The sequence below is a fragment of the Paenibacillus sp. P3E genome (genome assembly GCF_001909045.1).
GTDB lineage: Bacteria > Bacillota > Bacilli > Paenibacillales > Paenibacillaceae > Paenibacillus_AQ > Paenibacillus_AQ helianthi.
The window spans coordinates 66,733-89,789 of the sequence record NZ_LVWH01000231.1 but is presented as its reverse complement, the minus strand read 5'-3'; the positions used below and the strand labels follow the sequence as shown (position 1 = coordinate 89,789).

The following is a 23,057-nucleotide window of genomic DNA, read 5'->3' as shown; positions in this document are numbered from 1 at the left end:
TCATTCACTCAAGGTACGAAATAAACGATATGTAAATAGAAGAAATAACCTTTGCTAAAGATTTCCTGTAATCCAAAGCTGTAAAAGACAGTGAGCCTCCATTAACGTAAGACTCACTGGTCTTCATTGGTATAACCAGGCTTTTATTCTGAGCAAACCTCTGCCGCATGCGTATTACCGTTCATCAGATAAGGCCAGCCAGCTTAAGCAGCTTCTCTATAACAGTTACTGCTTCAGCTCTGGTAGTCAGATCGGAGGGAGCCAGCTTTGTGCTGCTTCTTCCAGATACCAGTCCTGCTACGATACCTGCGGCAAAACCGCTCTTGGCATAACCAGCAACACTGCCGGCATCGGCAAAGGGCTTCAGCAGCTCTTCCTTGCGTGCCTGACTGACCTCGGTCTGCAAGCCCGTGAGCTTCATGGCTCTGGAGAGGACCGTCATCATCTGCTGGCGGCTGATGGGTTCCTGTGCCCCAAAGCTGCCGTCCGGATAACCGGATACGAGACCATACTCAGCAGCAGTCTTTACATAAGAAGCATACCAGGCTCCCGCGTTCACATCACTGAATGTACTGCTGTCTGCAGCCGCATACCCGCCGAGACCCAGTGCTTTCACGAGGATGGCCGAAAATTCTGCCCGGGTTATACTGCGCTCCGGTTCAAAGCTTCCGCTCCCTGTACCTCCCACAATCAACCGGCGGGTCAGGTTAGTAATAGCTTCCCGTGCCCAATGTGACTGAACATCACGGAAAGAAGTCTCGGCCTTAGCAGAAATCACAGCATACAGACCACTTGCAGATAAGCTTTTGATCACAGCGGTCAGACTCTGGTCACCTTCTGTAATCCGGATAGGCTGCGGACTGACGCTTCCGTCTGACGCGATGCTCACTCCAATGGCGTTCGAGGCAGCCGCTGTCTTAGGCAAAGCCATCGTCCGCTCCACAAAAGCGTCGAACATTCCGATCTCCTTCATCTGATCTCCTCTTCCATACATAGCCCGGAAATTAATCGGCTTTGCAAGGAAGGTATATGAACCGGCTGCTGCGGCTTGCTCCAACCGCTTGGTCTCCTGCTCATCCGGCGCTGAAAACTCAAGACTCACTACCTCTTGATCCGCTGCCGAAACAGCTAGAAGCGCGGTGGGAATACGGAAGGCAACCGTCCCGGTATCCAGCCGGATCACCGCCTGGTGCTCCGCCATCAGCTTGACCAGCTTTACGCTCAGCTCCGCCCGGTTCACATCGGTCTTCCCGCTGAAGATAATGGATACGTCGGCCGGACCGGCTGCACCCTGCAGCAATTTGATCAGAGCCGCCTCATCGACAGTAATAGTGGTTGTGGTTCTACCGTTTGCGGTTGTGCTCTTGGCCTCAGCCACTGACGCGGCCTTGCCGTTCACCAGGATGTCGAACCCGTTGCCGCTGTCCACCGGCAACGTGCTGCTGCTCCCGCTTCCGGAGCTTGCACCACCAGTGCCACCGCCGGAACTGCCGCCGCCATTCCCGGAGTTGCCCCCACCGCCGTCACCGTTGCCACTGCCATTGTCCACGTCCGTAATCTTCTTGAATTCTGCAATGAGCAGTGCACTGTCATTCTTGCCTTCTACTACCGTTATTGCCTTGACTACGGCAGAAGCACTTAACGGGATGGGCTTCGCATACACCGGTGAAAATTCGGAAGGTGCTGAACCATCCATTGTATAATGAACCCGGCCTTCCGCCTCAGCCGTTGTCAGGATCACCTCGGTCTTGTCCTTGAACTGAAGAGCCGTGGAGCTTGTTGGTGCAACAGCTGTTTCGCCGTAGGCCAGCGGCGTTTTGTTAACGACGATCAGCCTGCTGATCCCACTCTTAGATGCGGTCAGATAAATCGGACCCGATCCGGATTCATCCTGAGCCGTCCAGTGGATCGTTGCGTCAGGAGTGGTCGTATATTTCCCCCTTACCTTATATGCAGTATCTCCTTCCTTTAATACAACCGCCACAGTGGACAAATCGCTGTCCACTCCACCCGAGAACGACGCCAACTGTGGATAGAAGCCCTGGACCGTCTTCCAGATGGAAGGTTCCAATCCGTCAGGCAGCATACCGCCAGTCAGCCGTACGGTGCTTATTCCTTCCGCTTGCCCCACAACACCGCTGGTCTTACTTCCCTCTGCGGTGTAATAAGCTACCGGATACTGGAGCATCTGTGCATCATAGAAGTTGTGGCTGAGAACTACTGTCTTTGCAGCCTGTCCGGCAATGCCACCGGCAAACGTTCCGCCCTTGACCAGTTTGCCGTTGATGCTGGAAGCGATCTGCCCTCCATTCACAGCGGTGGAGATCATTCCCGCTGATGCCTCCCCGGCGATGCCGCCCGCGCGGGCAGTGGCCTGACCTTTTGATTCCACCGTTCCAGTATTGTAGCTGTCGGCAATCGTCCCTCTGCTTGCTCCGGCGATGCCTCCTGCGCTTGAGTCCTTGGCACTCACAACGATGTCAGAGAACGAGAAGCTCCCATGAATCCGGCCGTCATCTCCGTTCTGTCCGGCAATCCCGCCGGCTGTACTGCTTCCGTCTTGGCCGAAAGCCTTGATAGTGGCTCTAGAATACGAGGCCTCTATGCTTCCCTCATTGAGACCGGTGATGCCGCCCGCCACAGCTGGAGAACTGATGGTCAGGCCTTTTACAGAGATACCTTCCAATTGTCCAGTATTGAGCCCTGTTGCCCCGCCGGCATACTCTTCGCCCGCAACCGTGAGATTCTCAGCAATAATGCCGCTTAGCATCCCCTGATTGTCACCGGCAACTCCTCCAGCTGACGTGCCCGACACCCTGCCGCCACTTACAGTCACATTCTTGATCATCCCGTCCGGATGATTTACTGCGGCAACCACGCCGGTGTAAGGTCCTACGCTTACAACCGCATCCTGCAGCTTCACATTAGCAATGACGCCGAAATTATCGGCAATCAAGCTATAGTGGTTAAAATCACCTGAATGATTATTCAAGCCTGAAATGGTATGAAGTTTGCCGTCCAGCACACCTCTAAAGTCCGCCACCGGGAGCCACAGCTTGCCGGACAGGGAAATATCTCCAGTCAGTGTGATACTCTTGATTGAGAGCGGTGCAGCGGCTGCCGGATCATACAAAGCATAGACAGAAGCGCCATCATCATACAAAAGCGAAAGTGCCGCCAGTTCTTCGGCGGTGCCTGCCGAATATGAAGTCTGATTCTTGCTTGCACCCGTAATCACATTCAGATCAGGTGAGAACCGCCAGCTGGATAGCCCCACAAGTATAGGAGCATAAGACTGCTTAGCATCGGAAAAGCCCCATACCGGGGTAATTCCCGAGAAATTCCAGCCCTCCGGCTGGCTGTAACCGTCCAAGGACAACAACTGCAGATTCCCACTCTGCACACCGCTGCTTGTATCATGTTTGATCGGAGCCAGACTTCCCTCATAATAAGAGTCCTCGATCAGACCATTCCGGAAGTTATAGCCGATAAAAGCACCCATATAGGAATTAGAGCCGCCCGCCACGGCTGAAACCTCAGATACGCCCTCATAAACCCGTGAAAGGCTGCCATCATTGTAACCGGCAAAGCCACCTGCATACGAACGGGTTGCCCCGTTGCTTCCGGCAACGCTGACCTGTACCTGAGCCGCATAGGCATCTTCAATGGTACTTCCGTGGTTAATAACTCCGGCGAACCCGCCGCCTCTGGCATCAAAGGCTGTGCTCGATACATTCCCTGAGGCGTAGGCCTGCTCAATACGGTACTGATTGACAGTACCGGCAAAGCCACCTGCATAGACCCCGGCCGCCCCGCGAACCGTAATCTCACCCGTAGCAGATGCTACGGAAATGACGCCGCTCTTGTCTTCTCCCAAGAGACCGGCGAATCCGCCCGCATAGACTGTGGAATACGGATAGGTGCTGTTCATCAAGATTCCTTGGGTAGCCGAGGAGGAAAGGATATCTGCACCGTCCGCCTGGCCCACGAACCCGCCGATATGCGCATAGGCTTCTGTTCTGCCTGCCGCGATGCTATCTCCAACAACAATCGGCATGTTATCGGCTGCTTGAGCCTTGGAGTAGGCGATGCTGCCTCCGGACACCTTCCCCGCCAGACCGCCCACATTGTAATTCGTGCTGCTGCCAGCCTGAATCGGACTTGTGCTATCAATTCCAGCCATCCGGGTGTCTTTGGCATAGCCGACCGCGCCGCCGGCTGTCGCTGTCTTCCCTCCGCTCAGGTCTAGGGAGACCGAGGAGGAGGAATTGTACAGGGAGACGGAGTCCAGCTTCCCGGCAATACCGCCGGCATACAGCTCTGCTGCCTGACCGGACGTGTTGATAGAGATCAAACCCGCAGGAAGCTCCGCTTCATATACCCCCGGATATAATGAGACCAGCAGCCCAAAGTCCAGCGGAGTGTCTCTCTTCGAGGATTCCAGAATTCCGGCAATGCCGCCGGCTGCAACTACACCCGAGGACGCGTTCACTGTAATCTGCGGTGAAGATTCCAGCTTGTACAGGATGGAGTCCTTGGCCTGCCCGACGATCCCGCCGGCTATAGCACTGTTGCCCGTTGCCCTGAGGGCTCCGCTAAATACATTATCCTTCAATGCGGCATCCGCAAGCTTGCCGGCGATCCCGCCCACAATTCCGCCTTCTCCCGCAGAAACTACCGTTATGTCCCGAACCTGAACCGACTCGATATCAAACGTATTGCTGCCAGCACCTGCTTTATCGCCGGCAATGCCTCCGGCTGCCACACTGGCTGAGACAGCAGCCCCGGGAGAGTGATCTCCCTGTACCTTGGCATGGCGGATCACCTGGCCTGCTGCCGAATGGCCAAATATCCCACCGGCTATGGAACCCGGGGCAAGGGCCTGTACGCCTCCGCCAGTCAAACTGACAGTCAGGCCGTCGGATGTTCCGGATTCTGCCACACCAGCCACACCACCAGCTACACTATCCTGACTTTCCGCGACAATTGCCCCTCCATCCTGCAAGGTAACGGAGATGGCGGTAAGTTCGCCGTCCACTCTTCCAGCCGCGCCGCCTGCTGCGGCATTACGGCCTGTCGCTTCAATTCTTCCGGCTCTCGAGCTCAGGCTGCCTTGGTTGAGGCCCGAGCGGCTGTTGCCGATTAGGCCGCCCACGGAAGCCCCGTCGTCCGTACTGGACACCTTGCTTCCTTCACCGAGAGTCATCGCCAAGGCGGTGACCTCGCCATTATTCTGGCCAATCAGACCTCCGGCTGCTGTCCCTCCGGCCACTTTGGCTCCACCTGACAAGCTTCCCTCCACCTGCTCAACCTTACCCAGGTTCAATCCCGCCAGGGCTCCGGCGTAGCTGCTGCCGGTTAAGGAAAGAGGTGCTACAGAAACTTGGCGGACAACCGCACTGCTTCCGATCACTCCGAATAAACCTGCATATTCCCCTTCAATTACTCTGAAATCTCCGATTAAGTGATGATTGCCGTTAAACGTGCCTTCAAAAGAATGGCTGTTATCCTTCCCAATAGGAGTCCAGCTCGAAGCTCTGATACTGATCGGCCCCGCCACATCGACCGTTCTTCCGATGAAATTGAACGGTTCGACCTCTGCCGCTATACCGTTTACAATTGCTGCCAGTCCTGCCAGCTCATCCTCTGTTTTGATGGTAAAGCGCAGCGCTTGCGGATTTTGTGTATACCAGTCCAAATTCAGGTTAGGCGGATTGCTGCCTGCATCACTATCATCAGCGCTCAGGTTCAGCTCCGGGTATGTATACTTCGCACCGGCTGAGCCATACCGCCAGGGTGAACTGCCGAAGGTCCAGCCGGATAAGGCCGCAAATGCTTTACTATCGGCCAGTGTGGAGGACAGAACAGGACTCAGACGGGCATAATTGTTCAATTCATTATAAGCTCCCCCGCCAAAGTCCAGGACTCCGCTGTTGATGGATAGGCTCTCATCCTTAACGTAATACGTATCGTCAATGAGCTTCTTGTTAGTACTGGCGTAATATCCCGCAAAGCCTCCGGCATACGCACCTTTGTCTCCGGTGATCCTCCCGGCGGAGTAGCTGCTGGCTACCGTGCCCTCTGTCATCCGTCCGATCAGGCCGCCGCTGTATGAGCCTTTGCCGCTGGCAGAGACATCCTTGCCTGTGTACGAATTGATCACGGAACCGGAATGCTCACCGATTAGTCCGCCAACATACGTATAGGCACCGCTCGCCGTCACTTTGGACATAGTGAAGCTTTTATCAATACTACCGCTGTTCCTGCCAATCAAACCGCCCAGCAGGGCGTAGTTGTCTGCCGTGCCGGACAGGCTGCTCTTCAGATCCGTCTCGTTATAGGACGACCCGACCCGGCCCGTGTTGACTCCCGCCAGCCCCCCGATAACAGTAGACTTACCTCCTGCGGACAGAACTGCATTGGAGGACATGAAATAGATCGTACCCGTGTTTCTGCCAACTAGACCACCAACCACTCCGTTGCCCCCGTCAGATACAACAGGAAGGAGGTTGCTGATGCTGTTCTTGGCAACAACGCTCCGGTTCTCGCCAACCAGGCCGCCGGTAACCGAAGAAGGTCCATGGACCGTAAGGCTTCCGGTCATTTTACTGCGCTGAATGGAGCTTATGGATGAAGAGGCTGGCTTCCCTGAATCCTCGTCACTTCTGGCATCATTCAGTCCGATCAGACCTCCTGCAGTCGAGGAAGCCGCCGAAGCGGACAGGACAAGGGTCATAGCGTTCATCACATTGTCCTCCATCACTCTGGAAGCAGCGGGCAGACCATAGCCGGCCACGCCCCGGTTATAGCCGGTAATGCCGCCGGCGATGGTCCCTGTTCCTTTCAATGAAAGCTTGATCGTGGAACCAGACACCTGCTTGATGGCGCTGTCTGTGTTATAGCCTACGATACCTCCGGCATACAGACCGGCCGCTGATTCCGTCCCGGTCAGCAGCAGAGTCTCGGCGGCTGGAGCCGATGCTCCGCCTCCTGTGAGCACTGCATCTTCGGCCCGTCCGGCCACACCGCCCGCCTGGACGCCACTGCCGGACACATTCAGTATGGCATAATCGGGAAGGATCCCCCGGACCACCGACTGCTCTATGTCTGAACCGGTAATCCGGCCGACCAGCCCACCGATCATGCTGTCCGCACCGGCCACATTCAATATCGGACTCTCCACAATCATATTCCTGATTGCAGAGGACTTGCTATCACCCGCGATACCACCGATCCGCGCTTTACTGGCAGATGCTGCAGCGGTGATGCTTAGTCCGGTCACATTGCGGTCTGCCCCGTTGCCGCTGACCGCAGCTCCTCCGCTGAGGCTTCCGGCTACACCGCCGACTGTGCTATCCGAACCTTCTATGGCGAGCTGCAGCTCCCCGTCCCCGGGAATAACGACCGGGCTGATGATCGCACCCGTGGACCATCCTGCAATCCCGCCGAGCTGATTGGCAGCCCCAACCGACTTGATGCTTACGTCCATTGCAGTCAGCTTAGTCAGCTGGCCGCTGTTTCTGCCAGCAATGCCACCCAGATCTGAGTGGTCACCCTGGGCATCAATCGAAATATCGGACACGTTCTGCAAGATGTCCGCATTAAGATCCAGGCTGTTGTCACCAATAACTCCGCCTAAGGCACTGCCGGCCGCTGCGGAGCTCATCTTTATACTCCGCACATTAAAAGTCTTTCCGGCCACACTTACCGTGGTTCCTAGCGAAAGTTTACCTGCCAGCCCCCCAAGGGAGGAGTGAGCCGCCAATTCTTCTGCGGACAGAGTGATACGGTTAACTCTGGCTGTTCCAAGCACCAGTGTCCCGGCATCCCGTCCTGCTACGCCGCCCGCTGCCGAATCGGCGGCGGCGGTGGTAATCTTCACAGTGTAGCTGCCGTCGGCATCCGCTTCGCCTACCGCCACGTCCGCAATTTGACCGCTGGCTGTACCAGCGATACCACCTGCTGAACCGCCGGACCCTGAAGCAGTAATCTCAGTATTTTTGACGGTGGAAGAACGTATCACACCGTTTGCGTAGCCGGCAACACCCCCGGCGTTACCGCTGGAATGAATCACGGCCGGTGACCCGGCCGTTCCGCCGATGACCGCACCGGCAATGGTGCCGCCTCCCGTCATATAGCCGGCAACACCGCCGGTATGAACGCCTGCTCCCCCGGCAACCTTAATCCTTCCAGTGAAGACAGGATCAGTGATGACGCCGCCCAGCCCGTAGTATCCTACAATTCCGCCGGTATACACCTGATTATCAGTACCGGATGCTATAGAGGACACGGAAATATGGCCGTTGTAGGATTCGCTGGTTATTCCGGATTCCCCATTGGTCATCTTCCCTACGTATCCGCCGCTGTAGAGTCTTTCTCCCCCCGAAACCTCAATATTCCCTTTACTCAATACATTGGCAGCAGCCTTGCCATAGTTCCGGTTGGAGATAATCCCCCCGGTATTCACATCCGATGCCGTTCCGGTTACAGCAATGCTGCCGCTGTTACCATATGCTTCAGCTCCAGTGCTGTGAAATAGCAGCTGGTCGCCTGCGAAGCCAACTAATCCACCGGTATATACTCCAGTACCGGAAGCCGCCACCTGGATTGTGGCCTGATTCCAAGCCGATGCCACGAAGGAGGCTGTTCCCTCTACCTTGCCGGCGATCCCGCCAGTGTAGACCTCGGACGAACCTGCGGCAGTCAGAGACGAGCTGTTGACAACGCTCTGTCCCCAGGTGAAGTCACCGGCTACGCGGCCGACAATACTGCCGGTATAAGCTCGTCCGCCCGCCTTGTTGACTATGGCCGGTGCGGTCTGCACGAATGGGATAGAAACGTTCAGCCCTCCGGTGTTTTCATACGCACCGACCAGTCCACCCGCAGCGATACCAGTACCGCCAGCCCCAGCCGCAGCTCCGGAATCCACTCGAATCTCCCCGGTATTCGAGGTCTGAAGCGAAATGGTGACGCTGCTATCCGCTGTCACCCTGCCCATAATCCCGCCTGCAGACCCGCTCCCGACATCTGCGAGCGTGATCTGGCCGCTGTTCTTCATGAAAGTATCTTCCTCTGCCATGAACAACGGGGCGGACACCAGACCGATAATGCCGCCTGCGTCTGCCATGTAGACACTGCCGGATACGCTCACCGGTCCGGTATTGTCACTCTTCTTCAGTGTCAGAACACTATTAGTGGAGCCTGCAATACCTCCAGCCATCCCCCAATTTGCGCCGATAAGCGAAATGCGGCCATGGTTTGCCACTGCCGACAGCAGCCCTGATCCGCTGCCAACGATCCCGCCGGCATACACATTGCCTGTCACCGTTCCTCTAACCTGAACGGATACATCACTGTTCACATCCAGGATGGTGCTGTCTTCATCCATGTATCCGGCAATCCCGCCCACAGATGCGTCACCGGATACAATAGTGTCAATACTGCCGGATAGGGAGAACCGGCCAACCGTGGCCCCGCTCATGCGGCCGATCAGCCCCCCATATACGCTGTCAGTAACCGTCATACCGGTCAGCTCCGGGCTAAGCCCGGCCTGACCCACGAGAGTTCCGCGAAACGGATGCTCCGCATTGCCAATCGGCATCCAGTTATATTCTGCCAGCGACAGCGGACCCGTGGCGGCAATTTGAAGCGTTGTGCTGCCGAAATCAGTAATGCCGTCGTTCACAAGCTTAGCGACACCCGCAAGCTTGGCCGCCGAATCAATAATATAGGTAGAATAGTCGCTTGAATACCAGCTGGTATCCGCATGATCCCCCCAGCTTCCGCCGCTGGCGTTCGCCGGTTTAGCGCCGGGCTGCAGCGGAACCAGCAGCAAAGCGCAGCATAACAGCTTGATCCATTTATTTGAGAATAGCATAGGTCACCTTCCACCTTATGAAATGAATTTCCTCTTCCTCGCTACTTACGGAGTGCCCACTGGTTCAAGATCACCAAGGCGGATCGCAATAGCTGCAGCCTGGGCACGGGTGAGTACACCCTCAGGGAGAAGGTATCCATCCTGCCCCGAGATCAGCTTCTGCATGACACACAGGACAACCGCATCCCTCGCCCAATCCGGAATTGCTTCAGCATCCTTGAACTTCGCCAGGATGGCGTCGGCTTCCGCTTTTGTGACCTGTTTGTCCACTCCCAGCAGCTTCACCGCCCGTCCGGCCATTACCATCGCTGACAAACGGGAAATTTCCTCATTCGGACGGAATGTGCCGTCCTTGTAGCCGGTGGCTAATCCGTTCTTGACGGCAATGGACAATGTGCGGCTGTACCAGCTGTCCGTCTTCACATCAGAGAAGGACACCTGCTCCTGCTGATTCATCAGCCCCAGAACCCGGAGCAGCACTGCGGGGTACTCGGCCCGTGTAATGCGACTGTTCGGCTCGAACTGCTTATCGGAACGGCCTTGCATATACAGCTTGGCCGCCGCCTCCAGAATAGTCGTCTTCGCCCAATGGGTATCATTCACATCGGTGAATGCCGGTTTCTTGCTGATAAATCCAAGGGTTCCGTTGCCTGTCAAATTCAGATCGACATATGCCTTGTTGCTGACAACATCCAGCGACCATGGCACCGTAGTCCAGCTGCCTCTGCTGTCCTTCAGCACAACCGCAGTAATATCTCTTGCGGCAATTGTATCTGGCACAGCCACCTTCGCCGTGACTGAACGGTTCTTGTAAATGCCTGCTTCCTGTACATCAAAAGTAACTCCATCTCCATCGCCCAGCAGTGTAGCGCCAAGTGTCTTGGCCATTTGTGCGAGCTCTGCCTTCCGGCTACTGCTGTTCTTGTCGATGCTGATTTTCAGATCCTCTCCTGTTGCTGCTGCTGCACCGGCAGGGAAGGTCAGCTCCGCATAAGGCAGTACAATATGAATCCTTTGGCTCAGACCCGCTGTCTGTGACAGCACCTTACGGTCAATGGCGAATTCATATCCGCTCACGACCGCATTCTTGCCTTCGATCAGCAAGATCTTGGAAGAGGCGTCGCCCACCGCTCCGGCGCCGGTGATTCTGGCCGCCAGACGGCCATTCTGCATTTCTGCCAGAACTGCGGTGCCGCCGACAAGAACGCCGGAATCGTTGCCGGTTCCTGCACTGCCTGCACCCGCACCGCCGGCACCGCCGCCCGTACCGCCACCTGTGCTGCCACCGCCTGTGCCGCTTCCGCTGTCACTCCACAGCACCGCCGGCATAAGCGCCGATACCGCCAGCGCCTGCTTGCCGCCATCAGGACGCTTAGCTACTGCTATCCGGTCGCCGCTGGCGGCCGGAAGAATACCGTCAGCCGGAAGAACCTTCCAACCGCTTACATCATCCTTGTAGCGCGGAGCTGTTGTAACACTGTCGCCTGCAGGGTATATCTTGTATACCAGCTTAGCGTCGTTCAGGTCTCCTGCTGACAATACATTGATCTTCGTTGCTGCCCCATTGCCGGAAACTGCAGAGGTATACGCCTTGATGTCGGTAACTACGTTCACCACCGTCATTCCCTGAAGCGAAGCGTTTTCCGACAGTTTGTATTCTGCAGACACGATTGATGCGCCTTCAGCCACTCCCTTGACCTTGCCGTCCTCGGAGACCTCGGCAGCTTCTCCTGTGTACAAGGAATAAGTCAGCTTGGCCAAGTCGTTCTCGGCAACCGGCACTTCCTTGTACTTGGCTTTGCCGCTGGCATCCTTGCCATCGGGGATCCGCAGGAAGGCTTCCAGCTGCCGTTCATCCTTAACGCCAAGGGTACCCACTGTTCGCAGCACCAGGCCAACCGGCAGCTGATACCCTCCATTGGTCAGTACAACCGAGGCACTGTTGGTGTTGCCAACATGGTCTACAGCCTCAAACGTCAAATTCAGCGTGGGATCCGTACCGGCCGCAGTGACTTCACCGTCAAAGTGACCATTTGTGCCTACGGTTACCGGCTGACCGTTCACTTTCAGCACAGCATCGTTACTTGTCCGTCCGGATACCTTAATCTTGCCTCCCGAAGTCCTGGCCCCTGGGAGCGGAGAATCAATATAGAGAACCGGATTTATTGTGTCCACGGTCAGATATAGCATTGTAATTGTGAAATCGCCGGTTGTTTTGTTTCTTGTGCGAAGCTCAACCGCATAAGTTCCGTCTGTTGTAAAAGTAGTGAAATTCAGCGTCCCGCTGCTTCCGGCCGAGCCGTCCGTAAGCTCTGTTTGGCCCAGTGACTTGCCGTCATAAATCGCCTCGACCTCCACATTGCGCTGATTGGAAACAACACGAATACTCTGCTTTGCAGCGCTGCTGCTCAGCACCTCTGCATAAGCGGCGGTTGCCTTTCCTACATGGGTTGAATCTGTACTCAGAATGGACAGGGTAGGCTTCGCCGGAACCGGCAGGAGCGTGCTAGCCGTATCCACCCGCTTGGCGAAATGCCAATTCTCATTTTTGTCTGCAGCCTTGTCTGGCTTCACTGCCGAGGATACGCCCACGACGTATTTCTCCCCAACCTTCAGCCCCTTGTAACTCAGCGAATCACCAGCAAACGCCTTGCCTTCTAGACTGGAATGATCCACCTGGCTCGACTTAGAGGCTGGTGTCCAGCCGCCGAGCCGGATGCCTTCATATTTGCCGCTCTGTTTATTCCAGTACGGCTGTAATTCCTCCTCAGTGAACTGCAGTGAGCTGAAATTCTCGTACTCCTCAAGCTTTCCGTTCGCCTGCTGAAGCACTTCTATGCTGTAGCTATGCTCATAGCTGGTCTGGGCCGATTTTTTCTCCTCTGGTTTGAAGGACAGCTCAAAATATCCGTTGCCCGCAGGCTTGACCGCTACGTCGCTTACCTCCGCCGGAGCCAGAGGGTCAACCAGCGTGAACTTGTTTGTGCTCGTCTTCGTCCCGAAGCTCGTGGACGATTTCAGCTCCGCGCGCAGATAATAGTCACCCTGGGCCATCAGGCCCCGGATGTCTTCCGTTGCTCCAAGCAGGGATACCTGGGTAGCATCGATCAAGACGCTGCCGGAAGTGAGACTGCCGGATACGCTGCCGCCCTGGTCTACTTTCAGATCCTTGGCGATCAGTACGCCTGCATCTCCGGGTGCCTGAACCGCTCCGTCAGCAGAAGCAGCCGGCAGTACCGGATCTTTGGTTAAGTATAGGCTGACTGTATCGTCAGACTTGGCATTGGATACCTTCCAGGAGGCTGTGAAGGCGTTCGCGTTCGCGTTCCCGCTGTCCTGGTCCAATCTGACCTCATCCAGCTTGGACACCTCAGGAATGTTGAACAACCGCGTGTCCACCGTCTGATCCGCACGCAGCTTCCAGGTGCCGCTGCCGGCCCGGCTTGCCGGAATGGCAATATACGCTTTGCGGATCGTTTCGTTCTGCCCGGCAATGACCTGGGTGAAGGCATTGGCGCTCGGATCATTGACTCGGCGCTCATCGTACACAAGCTTGTACTCACGGTTGTTGTTGTCCATTAGTGCAAGCTGCGGCACAGAATTGCCGTAATATTGCACTTCCAGGATCGCATTCCCGGTTACCTTCGAGATCGGGATTTCATGAAGCTTGCCATCTTCAGAAACCTTGATGCCTCCGATGCCCACATCCAGCGAGCCATTATCCATGAGGCTCACACCGTCCGCGATACTGTGATACTCAATTTCATGCTGCACGTCTTCCTTCGTGACCCATGACGTGGCCACCGCTTCCGCACCTTGGCCGAACACGACCAGCTTAGGCCCGGTTTCCGGATCCTGAACCTGCAGATACAGCAATCCATCCGGAAGCTTCTCGCCGGAGGTGCCAAATTCAATATCACCGTCGAAATAATAGGTCACACCCAGACTGATGAACAAAATCGCGAAGCTACCCCACATCTTGTCATTGTTGACCCCCAGCGATACACCGGCCAGCGGCATTCCGCCAACCATCGGCACATCAGAAGGGATCTGGAGCTTCGCGCTCAGGAAGCCTTCAAAATCAATCCGGTTCTTGATCAGATTCTGGCCTACGAATAGGGACGCCTTGCCGATAATGACATCCCAGCCCAGCACATCCACTGTTGCCGAGGCGCTGACGAACCATGGCGTCATCCATTGGGCGGCGATCTTGGCTTCAGTCAGCATAGTCAGCTTGTCCGATTCGGGAGACGGGCTATAGTCCATTTTTCCCACCAGCTTAATTCCCGATTTCTTCAGCGTCATATCAATGCTGCCGTAGAAGGTTGCCGGCTGGACACCGAAGGTGATGTCTGCACCGGCCTCCAGTGTCAGCGGCACATCGCCCTCTCCGGCAATCGTATCTGCCAGTTCGCGGATCGCGCCGCGGATGCCAGTCAGATAGGTAGCGCCGGTAATCAGCACGCCCGGATCTCCCAGTTCCGCCTTAAAGCCGATGGCATCCGGCAAAATCCGCTTGTCCGCAACCTGCTTGAAGGCAAGCTCCACTCCTACACCCACGCTGCTCACGGTTGCATCGAACTTCAGGCCATAGGTATTGGACACGTCCTCTACTTCCTGCACATAATGGACAATTGAGATTTCGCCCGACGGTTTGCCGCCGTCCTCCTCGTCGCCCTCCTTCGATTTGGAGATCAATCCAATACTCTCGTTCAGATCGAATTTGAGCTTGGCGTCAATGCCGACAAAACCTTTGTCATTAAAAATCACATTGTTAATCTCCGACTCAACAATCTTCATATTGACGTTACCTCCGAACGAGATGCCACCCGGACGGAGGACATAATCGTTAAACTTCAATCCGAAGCCGTTAACCGAGAAGCTTGGTGCCGCGAATAGGCTACGCTGGTTGAAATAGACATCCGGAATCATCAGCTGACGCAGTGGATTGAGGCGCTCACCCACAGCACCGGCAGCCCAGGTTAGCGCTCCGTTGAGTGAGCTGTCCTCCGCACCGCCTCCCTGATCTTTCTTCTTTTGCTCCTTCTGCTCATCCGGCTCTTCTTCACCGTCATCGCCGTCTTCTTCCTCTTCCTGCTTCGTCAGTGATTTGCTGAAGCCGTTGAAGAAATCAAGTGTCCATTCGCCGTCAAAGAAAACAAAACCGCTGCCCGCCACGCTCAGAGTACCTTCACCTTTTACACTTAACGTATCGAATAATGGCGTATCGTCTGTATTGATCGCCTTTTTAATGCTAAGCACATCGAGCTTGCCACTGGCGAACACCATGTCCTTTCCGGTATAGGCCACAGCGTTGTTTATGATCGCCGGCTCACTCTTGGTGTCCACCACATACTCGGCGTCAGTGCCGCTGCCAATCTGGTTAATCATCCCGCGAATCTCCAGCAGCACCTCATCGCCTGGCTCTTCCTCCTCGTCGCTGCCAGTGCCGCTATCCTCTTCAGCCAGGCTCTTCTTGTATTCCTCGAGTTCCTCTTCACTCTCAAAAGCTTGCAGATGATAGGCGGGAACCTCCTCCGCCTGCATGAGATACTCTCCGCCGAATTCAGGGTCCGTCACTTTGGCACTGAGAACCATCGCATTCATGGCGGTAGTATAGGCTGTCTTCATTCCCGCATATCCAGCCTGGCCGGGGAAGGTGTACCCCGGGAACGCCTCTTCGTAGGCCTCCTCCAGCTCGCTCTTGTTGCTGCTGTTATAAGGAGTTGTAAAGTCGAAGCTTCTCTTGACTACTGCCAGAATGCTTGCCTTCTTGATCCGGGCCTCTTCGTTGTCGCTGACCACAAACCGTTGAGAGGTGGTCAGATCATACAGACCGCCGGTATCCCCCGAATCCTTGTAGTCAATCTCCACCTGATATTCTCCCAGAGGCAGATTTGGCCCCAGATCCTTACGCTCCCGGCCGTCTTCATCCTTTTGGATGTTGCCAGCTTTATCAACCAGATCACCGGTGCGGTAGGTAATCCGCATATCGCCCACCTGGCCGTCATTGGCAGGCTGCAGAATGACCGCTTCTTTTACCGGTACCTTGTAGCGGTTGCCTGTAGCGACTTCTCTGAAATAGAGGTCGAAATTGGGGACTGTCGTCGCGCTTCCGGTATTGTACGCCTCGATGTTGGACAGATTGAGGGTAATGTACTTCACATCCGAGGTGTACACTTCCTCTGGAGACATCGCGTATACATAGGTCGAGGTAGCCGTGCCGACAGGAGGCAACAATACAAAATTGGCCTTGCTCGACTTATACTGGGCCTTAACCGTCTCATCCTTGATGTTTTCCAGCTTGGCCTCAGTCTCCGGACTGCTGACGTTCAGCAAATATTCCGGCGTTGTCGGCCAAGCTTTACCGGTAGCTATGACCTTGAAGGAAGCTGTTACAGTTTCACCTGGCTTGAATTTCGGCTGGATCCCCTGCTCCGCTTCCTCCGGTGTGGCATCCTTGCGGAATATCGCAGTCTGCGAATTGCCCGACCTTGTCATGATTTTTCCGTTCGCATCCCGTTTGATCTTCCCGTCTGTATCCAAATCAACGAATTTAAGTGCGTTGTCCAACTGAAGACTAACGCTAATACTGGATTGCTCCGTGGCATACGCCTCCAGATTTTCCACCTCGGCAGTGATATCAAAGACGCCCTCGTTCTCATATCCGCTGCCATCCTCCAGTGTCGCCAGCTGGTTCACCGGATCGATATAGCGGATGGAGAACGCCTTGTCCGGCTGCACAATTTCTCCCAGCCCGTATACCGTTTCATAGCTGTGTACGGCACCTGCAGCAATAGCGTCAGGGTTCCAGTACAAGGCAACAGCCGAATCCGCTGTCCCGTAATCATTGGTGTCCGCCGTGAAGTCGAGGTTCGGATTAACCTCATAATCCCACTTCGTATTAGCCATTTTGCTCCAGTGGCCCACAACCATTTCATCGACAATATTGATGTCGTTCTCCGAAAAATTATTGAAGCCATAGGCCACAGCATGGGTCGCCAGCGGGTCCGTGCTGTCATACTTATCCTTCATAACCCAATAGGCAGGCAGCGTATAGAGCGACTTCTCATCGTCGCCGATGCCGGGAGGAAGCTTATCCGCATCCACCAGCCTCCGCTCTACTTGCAAAGGGGTCTTGTAGACCTTACCTACTTGAAAGGCCGGACCATCATTGCTGCCGACCATGGTGTCCAGCAGAATACGCGAGCCCACCTCGACCGTGGATTTCGTGTTATTCACAACCAGATAGCTGACATTCACATTGCCGGCATTCATCACATCGGAAGTGTTCATATACAGCTTGATAATCTGCTTGATCTGGATACCCTTAATCGTCCATATCGTCTCAATCTGCTTGGTTCCGTCGGTATTCTGGACAATCTGGGGCATTGTAATCTCGGAAAAAAAATCTGCGCCGAACTTGTAAGGGTTACCGAAAATATAATCAGTTCCGTCAATGCGGAAGGTCGTAAACGAAGTCTCTGGATCATCGCCCCTGAACATCATGTTAATATTCTGGTCTTTCTTGCGGATCGGCTGCCCTTCCACCGTGCGGATGGCAAATCGGCCCGTATCATTATTAACGGTTACTTTCACGAGGCTGTTGCTCAGAACCGTTGTGTCCTTCTTGCCGATTTCACCGGCCAGTGCCGAGACGGGAGAACCGAAGGCAAGGAGTAACGCCAGTAGAACCGTGATTGTCTGCTTTAATCCTCTCATTCAATCTTAACTCCTTCATTCTAGGGATGTAGGAAGAAAGCCGGCACCCGAAGAGGGATACTTCCACCTCTTTCGTTCGCCCGCTTTCTCACCCGGTATTAGAGCCTGATGCTAGCTTATGATTCCTTGCCGCCGATAAAGAAGGTGACATACTCTCTTTCTCTCTCTTGCGTTCTGATAATAAGGGTGTACCAGCCAGTCTTCGGGAAGATGACTTGATATTGATTCGCTGTCAGCTCCTGGAGTGGTATTTCCTCGGCGATCGTTTTCATCTGACCCTCCCGGTACAATCCGGTGTGATAGAGCAGCGTATACGCAGCCCTCTCATTAACCCGCTCCTTTCCGCCTACGCTCATCTTGTCATAGCCAAGCACACTGAACGTAATCCGGTTCGTGTCGAACAATACCGTTTCCGCCAGGCTGGAGGACAGTACCTGGCCGTTGCCGATAATCAGCAGACCGCTGTCATTCATGACCATAACCTCCTGCTTGGCAGTCGCCGTATTGCCCACCTGGTCGGTTATTGTATAAGTGACCATCTGTTTGCCTGTCTTGGTCAGATCTAGTGCGCTTACTGTGACCTTCAGCTTATCCGCTGCAGATACATTATCCATTGCGGTGAAGCCGCCAAGATCCCGCAGAGGCTCGAAATCCTTCTGTCCCCGGATTACCGCAGTCACCGGACGTTTCAGCTGAATCTCCGGCGCCGTGTTATCCAGTCCGTCCACTTGAATGGCCGACACAACGGTGCGACCCAGAAGATCACTCAGTACCATTCTGGTATTGCCGTTTGCGCGGTAGGTGACGGTATAGGCATAGTTGCCGTCCGCGTCGCTGATTTTGTTGGCATAGCCAGTTCCCTGCACCACCGGGACAGCTCCTGCGAACATCTGGTTAGGCTCATCAATCCGCCCACTCAGCGTTACCTTCACCGCACCCTTGGCATAGGTCTTGCCGTTGATGGTGACCCGCTTGCCTGCCTCCAGCGGCTGCCCGGTCCCGTCCACAAATTCCTGGGTAATCCGCGGCTGCAACAGGTCAGGAGCAATATTGGCAATGGTCTCCTCCAGAGCCGCAGTATTGCCCTGCCGGTCCTGTACAATGAGCTTGACCGGATCGTTCTGAAGCATGACCGCTGGATTCTTACCTTGTACTACTTGGAAATCCTCGCTGCCCGGCAAGCTTTTTTCTGCCGTCAGCGTCACTCCGGTCGACAACAGCACGTTGCCCAGAGTGTCCAGAATCGTCTTGAAGGATTTGGAGCCGCCTATTCCGTAGGCATAGCTCTTGACCAGAGATACTTCCGGAGGCGTTCTGTCGATATTATTCACCGTCGCCTTAGTAGAGCCCAAGTTCCCTGCTTCATCCTCAAATTCGAAGGTGAATGAACCGTTGTCCTTGAAAATATAGCTGTCTCTTCCTCCATTGTTCACAATACGCACCGGCTCGGAGGTAGAGAGCTTGGCAGTCACATTCCCTCTTGTAGGTCCGGTTATGTTGTATTCAACCACTCCTACTGGCGTGGTCAAATCGATATTGCTCACTACCGCCAGCAGCTGGGTCTTGCGCTCCGGCGCTGTCAGGTCAACCAGATTAAAGGTATAGAGGCCATTTTGCGAAATCTTGAAGGTATTGCCCTTCACCCGCTCTGCCAGAGCTGGATTATCTGCCGCAGGGGTCACCTTGATCCCTGTGGCCACAGCTATGCTCAACGAAATACCACCGCTCTTTGTCGGCCTCAGAGTACTGTAAGCGGCCAGACCATACAGAGGATCGGCCGTAGCATCGAAATGGCTCGTATCAATAGATACAGGAGTGCTCTCCACACCCGAAGGTGAACGGAATTTGGCCTTTAACTGAAGCTGGTCAGTTGAGGTCTGTTGAACAGCCACCTGCACGAAATTCGTGTAGGGTCTCCACAATCCCCATGTGGTGCCATTGTCGCTGGAGACAGAGTATTCAAACCCGTCCTTGGAGACACTCTTCAGCTCCAGCTGAAGGATCGCCTTGCTTCCCTGCCCGCTGCCGCTTTCAAAAGCAACCAGATCGGACTGCAGCACCTCCACTGGAGAGGTATCCGCACGGTACAAGCGGAAGGTTCCGGCGTGGGTGACGGCACTGTTGCCCAGTCCATCCCGGGCATACACATACAGGACGTAGCCTGCCGATTGGCCAGGAGCCAGCTGACTGCTGTCCAGAACGGCCTTGCCGTCCTCCGGAAGCGGCAGCCAGCCACCGGAGGATTCCTCCGGCGGAGCAGCATTCTCCGGCAACCACTGGTACTCCACCACTGTCCCGGATGGGTTATACAGCTCGTTTGAGGTCACAAGCACTGAATAAGCCGGACGGGGGTAGCTCACACCGTTCAGACTGAATGTGATTTCAGGAGCGGCATTGTCGAACCGGTACAGTGTGCTGTAGTCGTAGTACCGCACATTCCCATCTTCTTTGAGCCGGATATGAAGGTACTGCTCTCCGTTCAGACCGTAGACCGCCTGAACGACACCGCGGTAGACCGAATCCGTCACACTGACGTCTTTATACACAGACTCCATCGCCGTTGTACGGTACAGGCTCTCAGCTGGCCGGACAGCAGAAGGACTGAAGACGTACTGCAGCTCCAGTACCGCCGCTCCCCGAGCGGTAACTTCGATATCCTGACTTCGGATATAGGATTCCGGCGCTTCTGGAGTGAAGGCGATGCTGACTTCTCTGGTAGAGTCAACCACAACATGCTCAACCATCTGGAATTCAGCCGTATTTCCGGCTCTGTCGGAAGTTCTCAAGTACAGAATATATTCCCCGTCTTCTACTACATTGTTCAGAGTCGTCACACTACGATCCGAAGGAACAACGTGCCAATCCAGCTCTCCGGGGGTTTCCCCCACCTTAACCCACTGAAATTGCAGCGAAGCAGGATCAATACCGCTGTGTTCATCCGATGCCCCGACTGTTGCCTTGACTACGGCCGTATGATTAATTCCGGAGATGGAAGCGCCAAGGACTGGAGCCTTGTTGTCCAGCAGAATGGCGGTCTTGCCGTAAATCCAGTTGGAATCGTCATGCTTGAAGTCCGCCGCCGTCCACAAGGACAGATCGCCGTAATCACCGACCGCTTCAAGGGCTTTGCCGTTCGCATACGTTTCCGCATCCGCCTCGGATGCTCCGGTATGAGTAGCCTTGTACTCGTTGATCCAGCCATTGTAAGAGGCAGCATGGCTGGACTTATATGTCTTCATCTTCTCGTACTGCATGAGCTCCCGGGCCGAATCCCAGGTCATATCCGCCGTCCAAGTATGCAGGTACCAGGTCCCGCTACCTTCAGCCATTAGTGCCTTGGCGGGTGGAGACAGCAGATTGGTGCTATTGTTGGCCACCATCAGATTGAAATCATCCAGTTCACCGGTATACAGCCCTTCCCGGGGCTGCTGTCCTGTAAGTGAGTAGCGCTTAACCGCCGCGAACTCGTCGGCTTCTTTTCCGGCCAGCGGATCATCCGGACTCTGGCTCCAGTAATAGTAGACCAGACCCAGATTCGCAGTTTCACCCGAGGAGCCTGTCATATTAAGCGGCCGGTAAATGCCGCGGCTTGGTCTTGGCTGTCCGGCCTCATCCGGGTCGAGAGGAGGTGCGATGACTTGAGGATCACGGGCATCAATGGTGATCTTGCCTGACCGTGCCCACGAGTTCCCCGTTGCACCCGGCGTATCGTAGAGATATTTGAAGCTCGGGTCGGTATTGTCAATGGACAGCTTCGCCCAGTCAATCTTGGTATTCGGAACCTGCCGGGAGGGATCTGTCGGAGCCGGAGCCGCCGATTTGCTGGTATTCACAGGATCCGTCAGCAGATTGCCGGCATAATCCTGAAGCACTCCCTTATCCGCATAAGCAGGCCTATCGCCGGCTCTGGACGAATGGGTCAGGGCAATGACCTTAAGCAGTGCCACATCCAGATCGTCCTCCGTCACGGCCGCCCGGAAAGTCCAAAGCGATGAATTTTCCCCTTCAACATAATAGGCTTTCATCCCATTGTTGAAATACAGGAACAACCCGTCCGCCGACAATCCTTTTTTAGCGATAACGTCTTCCGTCAGCCGCACCTTGAAATCCAGGGTATCCCCCTTGTTCAATGTGCTTCCCGTCACAATATCCGGCTGGATACCGTTGGCAGCGAAGCTGTATTTGGGCGGAACCGCATCAACAATAACCCTGAAACCGTCACTGGCATTGCCCGGGTCGACCGTTGCATCGAATGGATTAATAGCCTTACCGCGAAGAAAGATATCGCCTGCAGCAGCAGAAGCCCGCTGGCCGAAGTTACTGACAATCAGCGGATTACCGGCTGCATCATGAAAATCGGCATCGATGACTTTCTGCTTCAGTGACTTCTCATTCAGGTTGATTCCGGACGGAAGTGTACTTATCTCGCCGCCGTTCACAATAGGCAGATTGCCCGTATGCTGGTAATTAGCCGCTTTATAGGTATACCTAAGCTTGTCGGTGAACTGAGCCCAGCTTGTTGCTGCGGGCAGCTGCATCCCCTGATTCTCCCCGTCGGCAGGCAATCCCGTTCCCGAAGGATTGGTGAACAGATCATGCCGCATAAGGTCGGCTGCTTCTCCGGAAGATGCCTTGAGCGGCTCACTGAACGGGTAGGTCAGATTCACTTCGTCGCCCCATTTCACCAGCAGCTCTTTCTCATCAATCGTAGTATTGTCACGCTGCGTTCCCGTAGTATCAAAGATGTAATCCTTAACGGTAGGCGCAATCACATCACGGAAGTTCAAGTGGATGCCGGTGACCGTACCAGACCCCCAGCTCTCTAAGTGAATGGTGATCACATCATCGGGTTCCAGATCAACCCAGTCTGTCGTCTGGTCATCCCGGTTAGGTCCGGCTCCCACATAATCCTCGCGGTACCATCTCCCCAGATTTTTACTGTGGACCTCCACTTCTGCACTGTCATCATCCGATTCATATAGACTGCGAATATAAACTCTGAACTGCCCTTCCCCTTCCGCCAGTTGCTTCAGTTGAGGGTTGTCAGCGATCCGAATGGTCGCATTAAGCACATCAGCGTCACCCAAATGCGGCCCGCCGTCCAGATCGCCGTCAACTTTATCAATGGTAACTCCAGGAACCACATTGCCATTCTGCACTTTGGAGAACCATCCAAAAGCGTTGACGAGCAGAGCATCCGATTCGGTATCTTCGTCATAGTCGGATGTTCTTTCCGGGTACCAGTCGCCATTGTGCAGAAGCTTCGTTCCTGACACATACACATCCTCATAGCTTCCCGCTGCATTCACCTGTTGTCCCGGCCACGGCATACCGGCCGTCAGCATCACTGCGGCCAGTACGGTGGTCAGGCTTTTTTTAGCCCATGTTCTCATTCATGCACCCTCCTGCCAGGATTTTGGTTAACGAATCTGATCTATGTAGTAAATATCTCTTAACC

The 23,057-nt window shown here is 54.9% G+C and carries 3 protein-coding genes; all 3 read right to left on the bottom strand.

What is annotated here, in order from left to right; genetic code table 11:
* Window positions 1-184: 184 nt before the first annotated feature.
* Entirely contained in the window at window positions 185-9,877 is a 9,693-nt protein-coding gene (locus A3842_RS30165; RefSeq protein WP_074103765.1) for an S-layer homology domain-containing protein, read from the bottom strand.
* Window positions 9,878-9,922: 45 nt separating this feature from the next.
* Entirely contained in the window at window positions 9,923-17,599 is a 7,677-nt protein-coding gene (locus A3842_RS30160; protein WP_074103764.1) for an S-layer homology domain-containing protein, read from the bottom strand.
* 116 nt (window positions 17,600-17,715) lie between these two features.
* The gene (locus A3842_RS30155) at window positions 17,716-22,992 is read right to left on the bottom strand and encodes a hypothetical protein (RefSeq protein ID WP_074103763.1); all 5,277 of its coding nucleotides are present in this window, start codon (window positions 22,990-22,992) and stop codon (window positions 17,716-17,718) included.
* Window positions 22,993-23,057 lie beyond the last annotated feature (65 nt).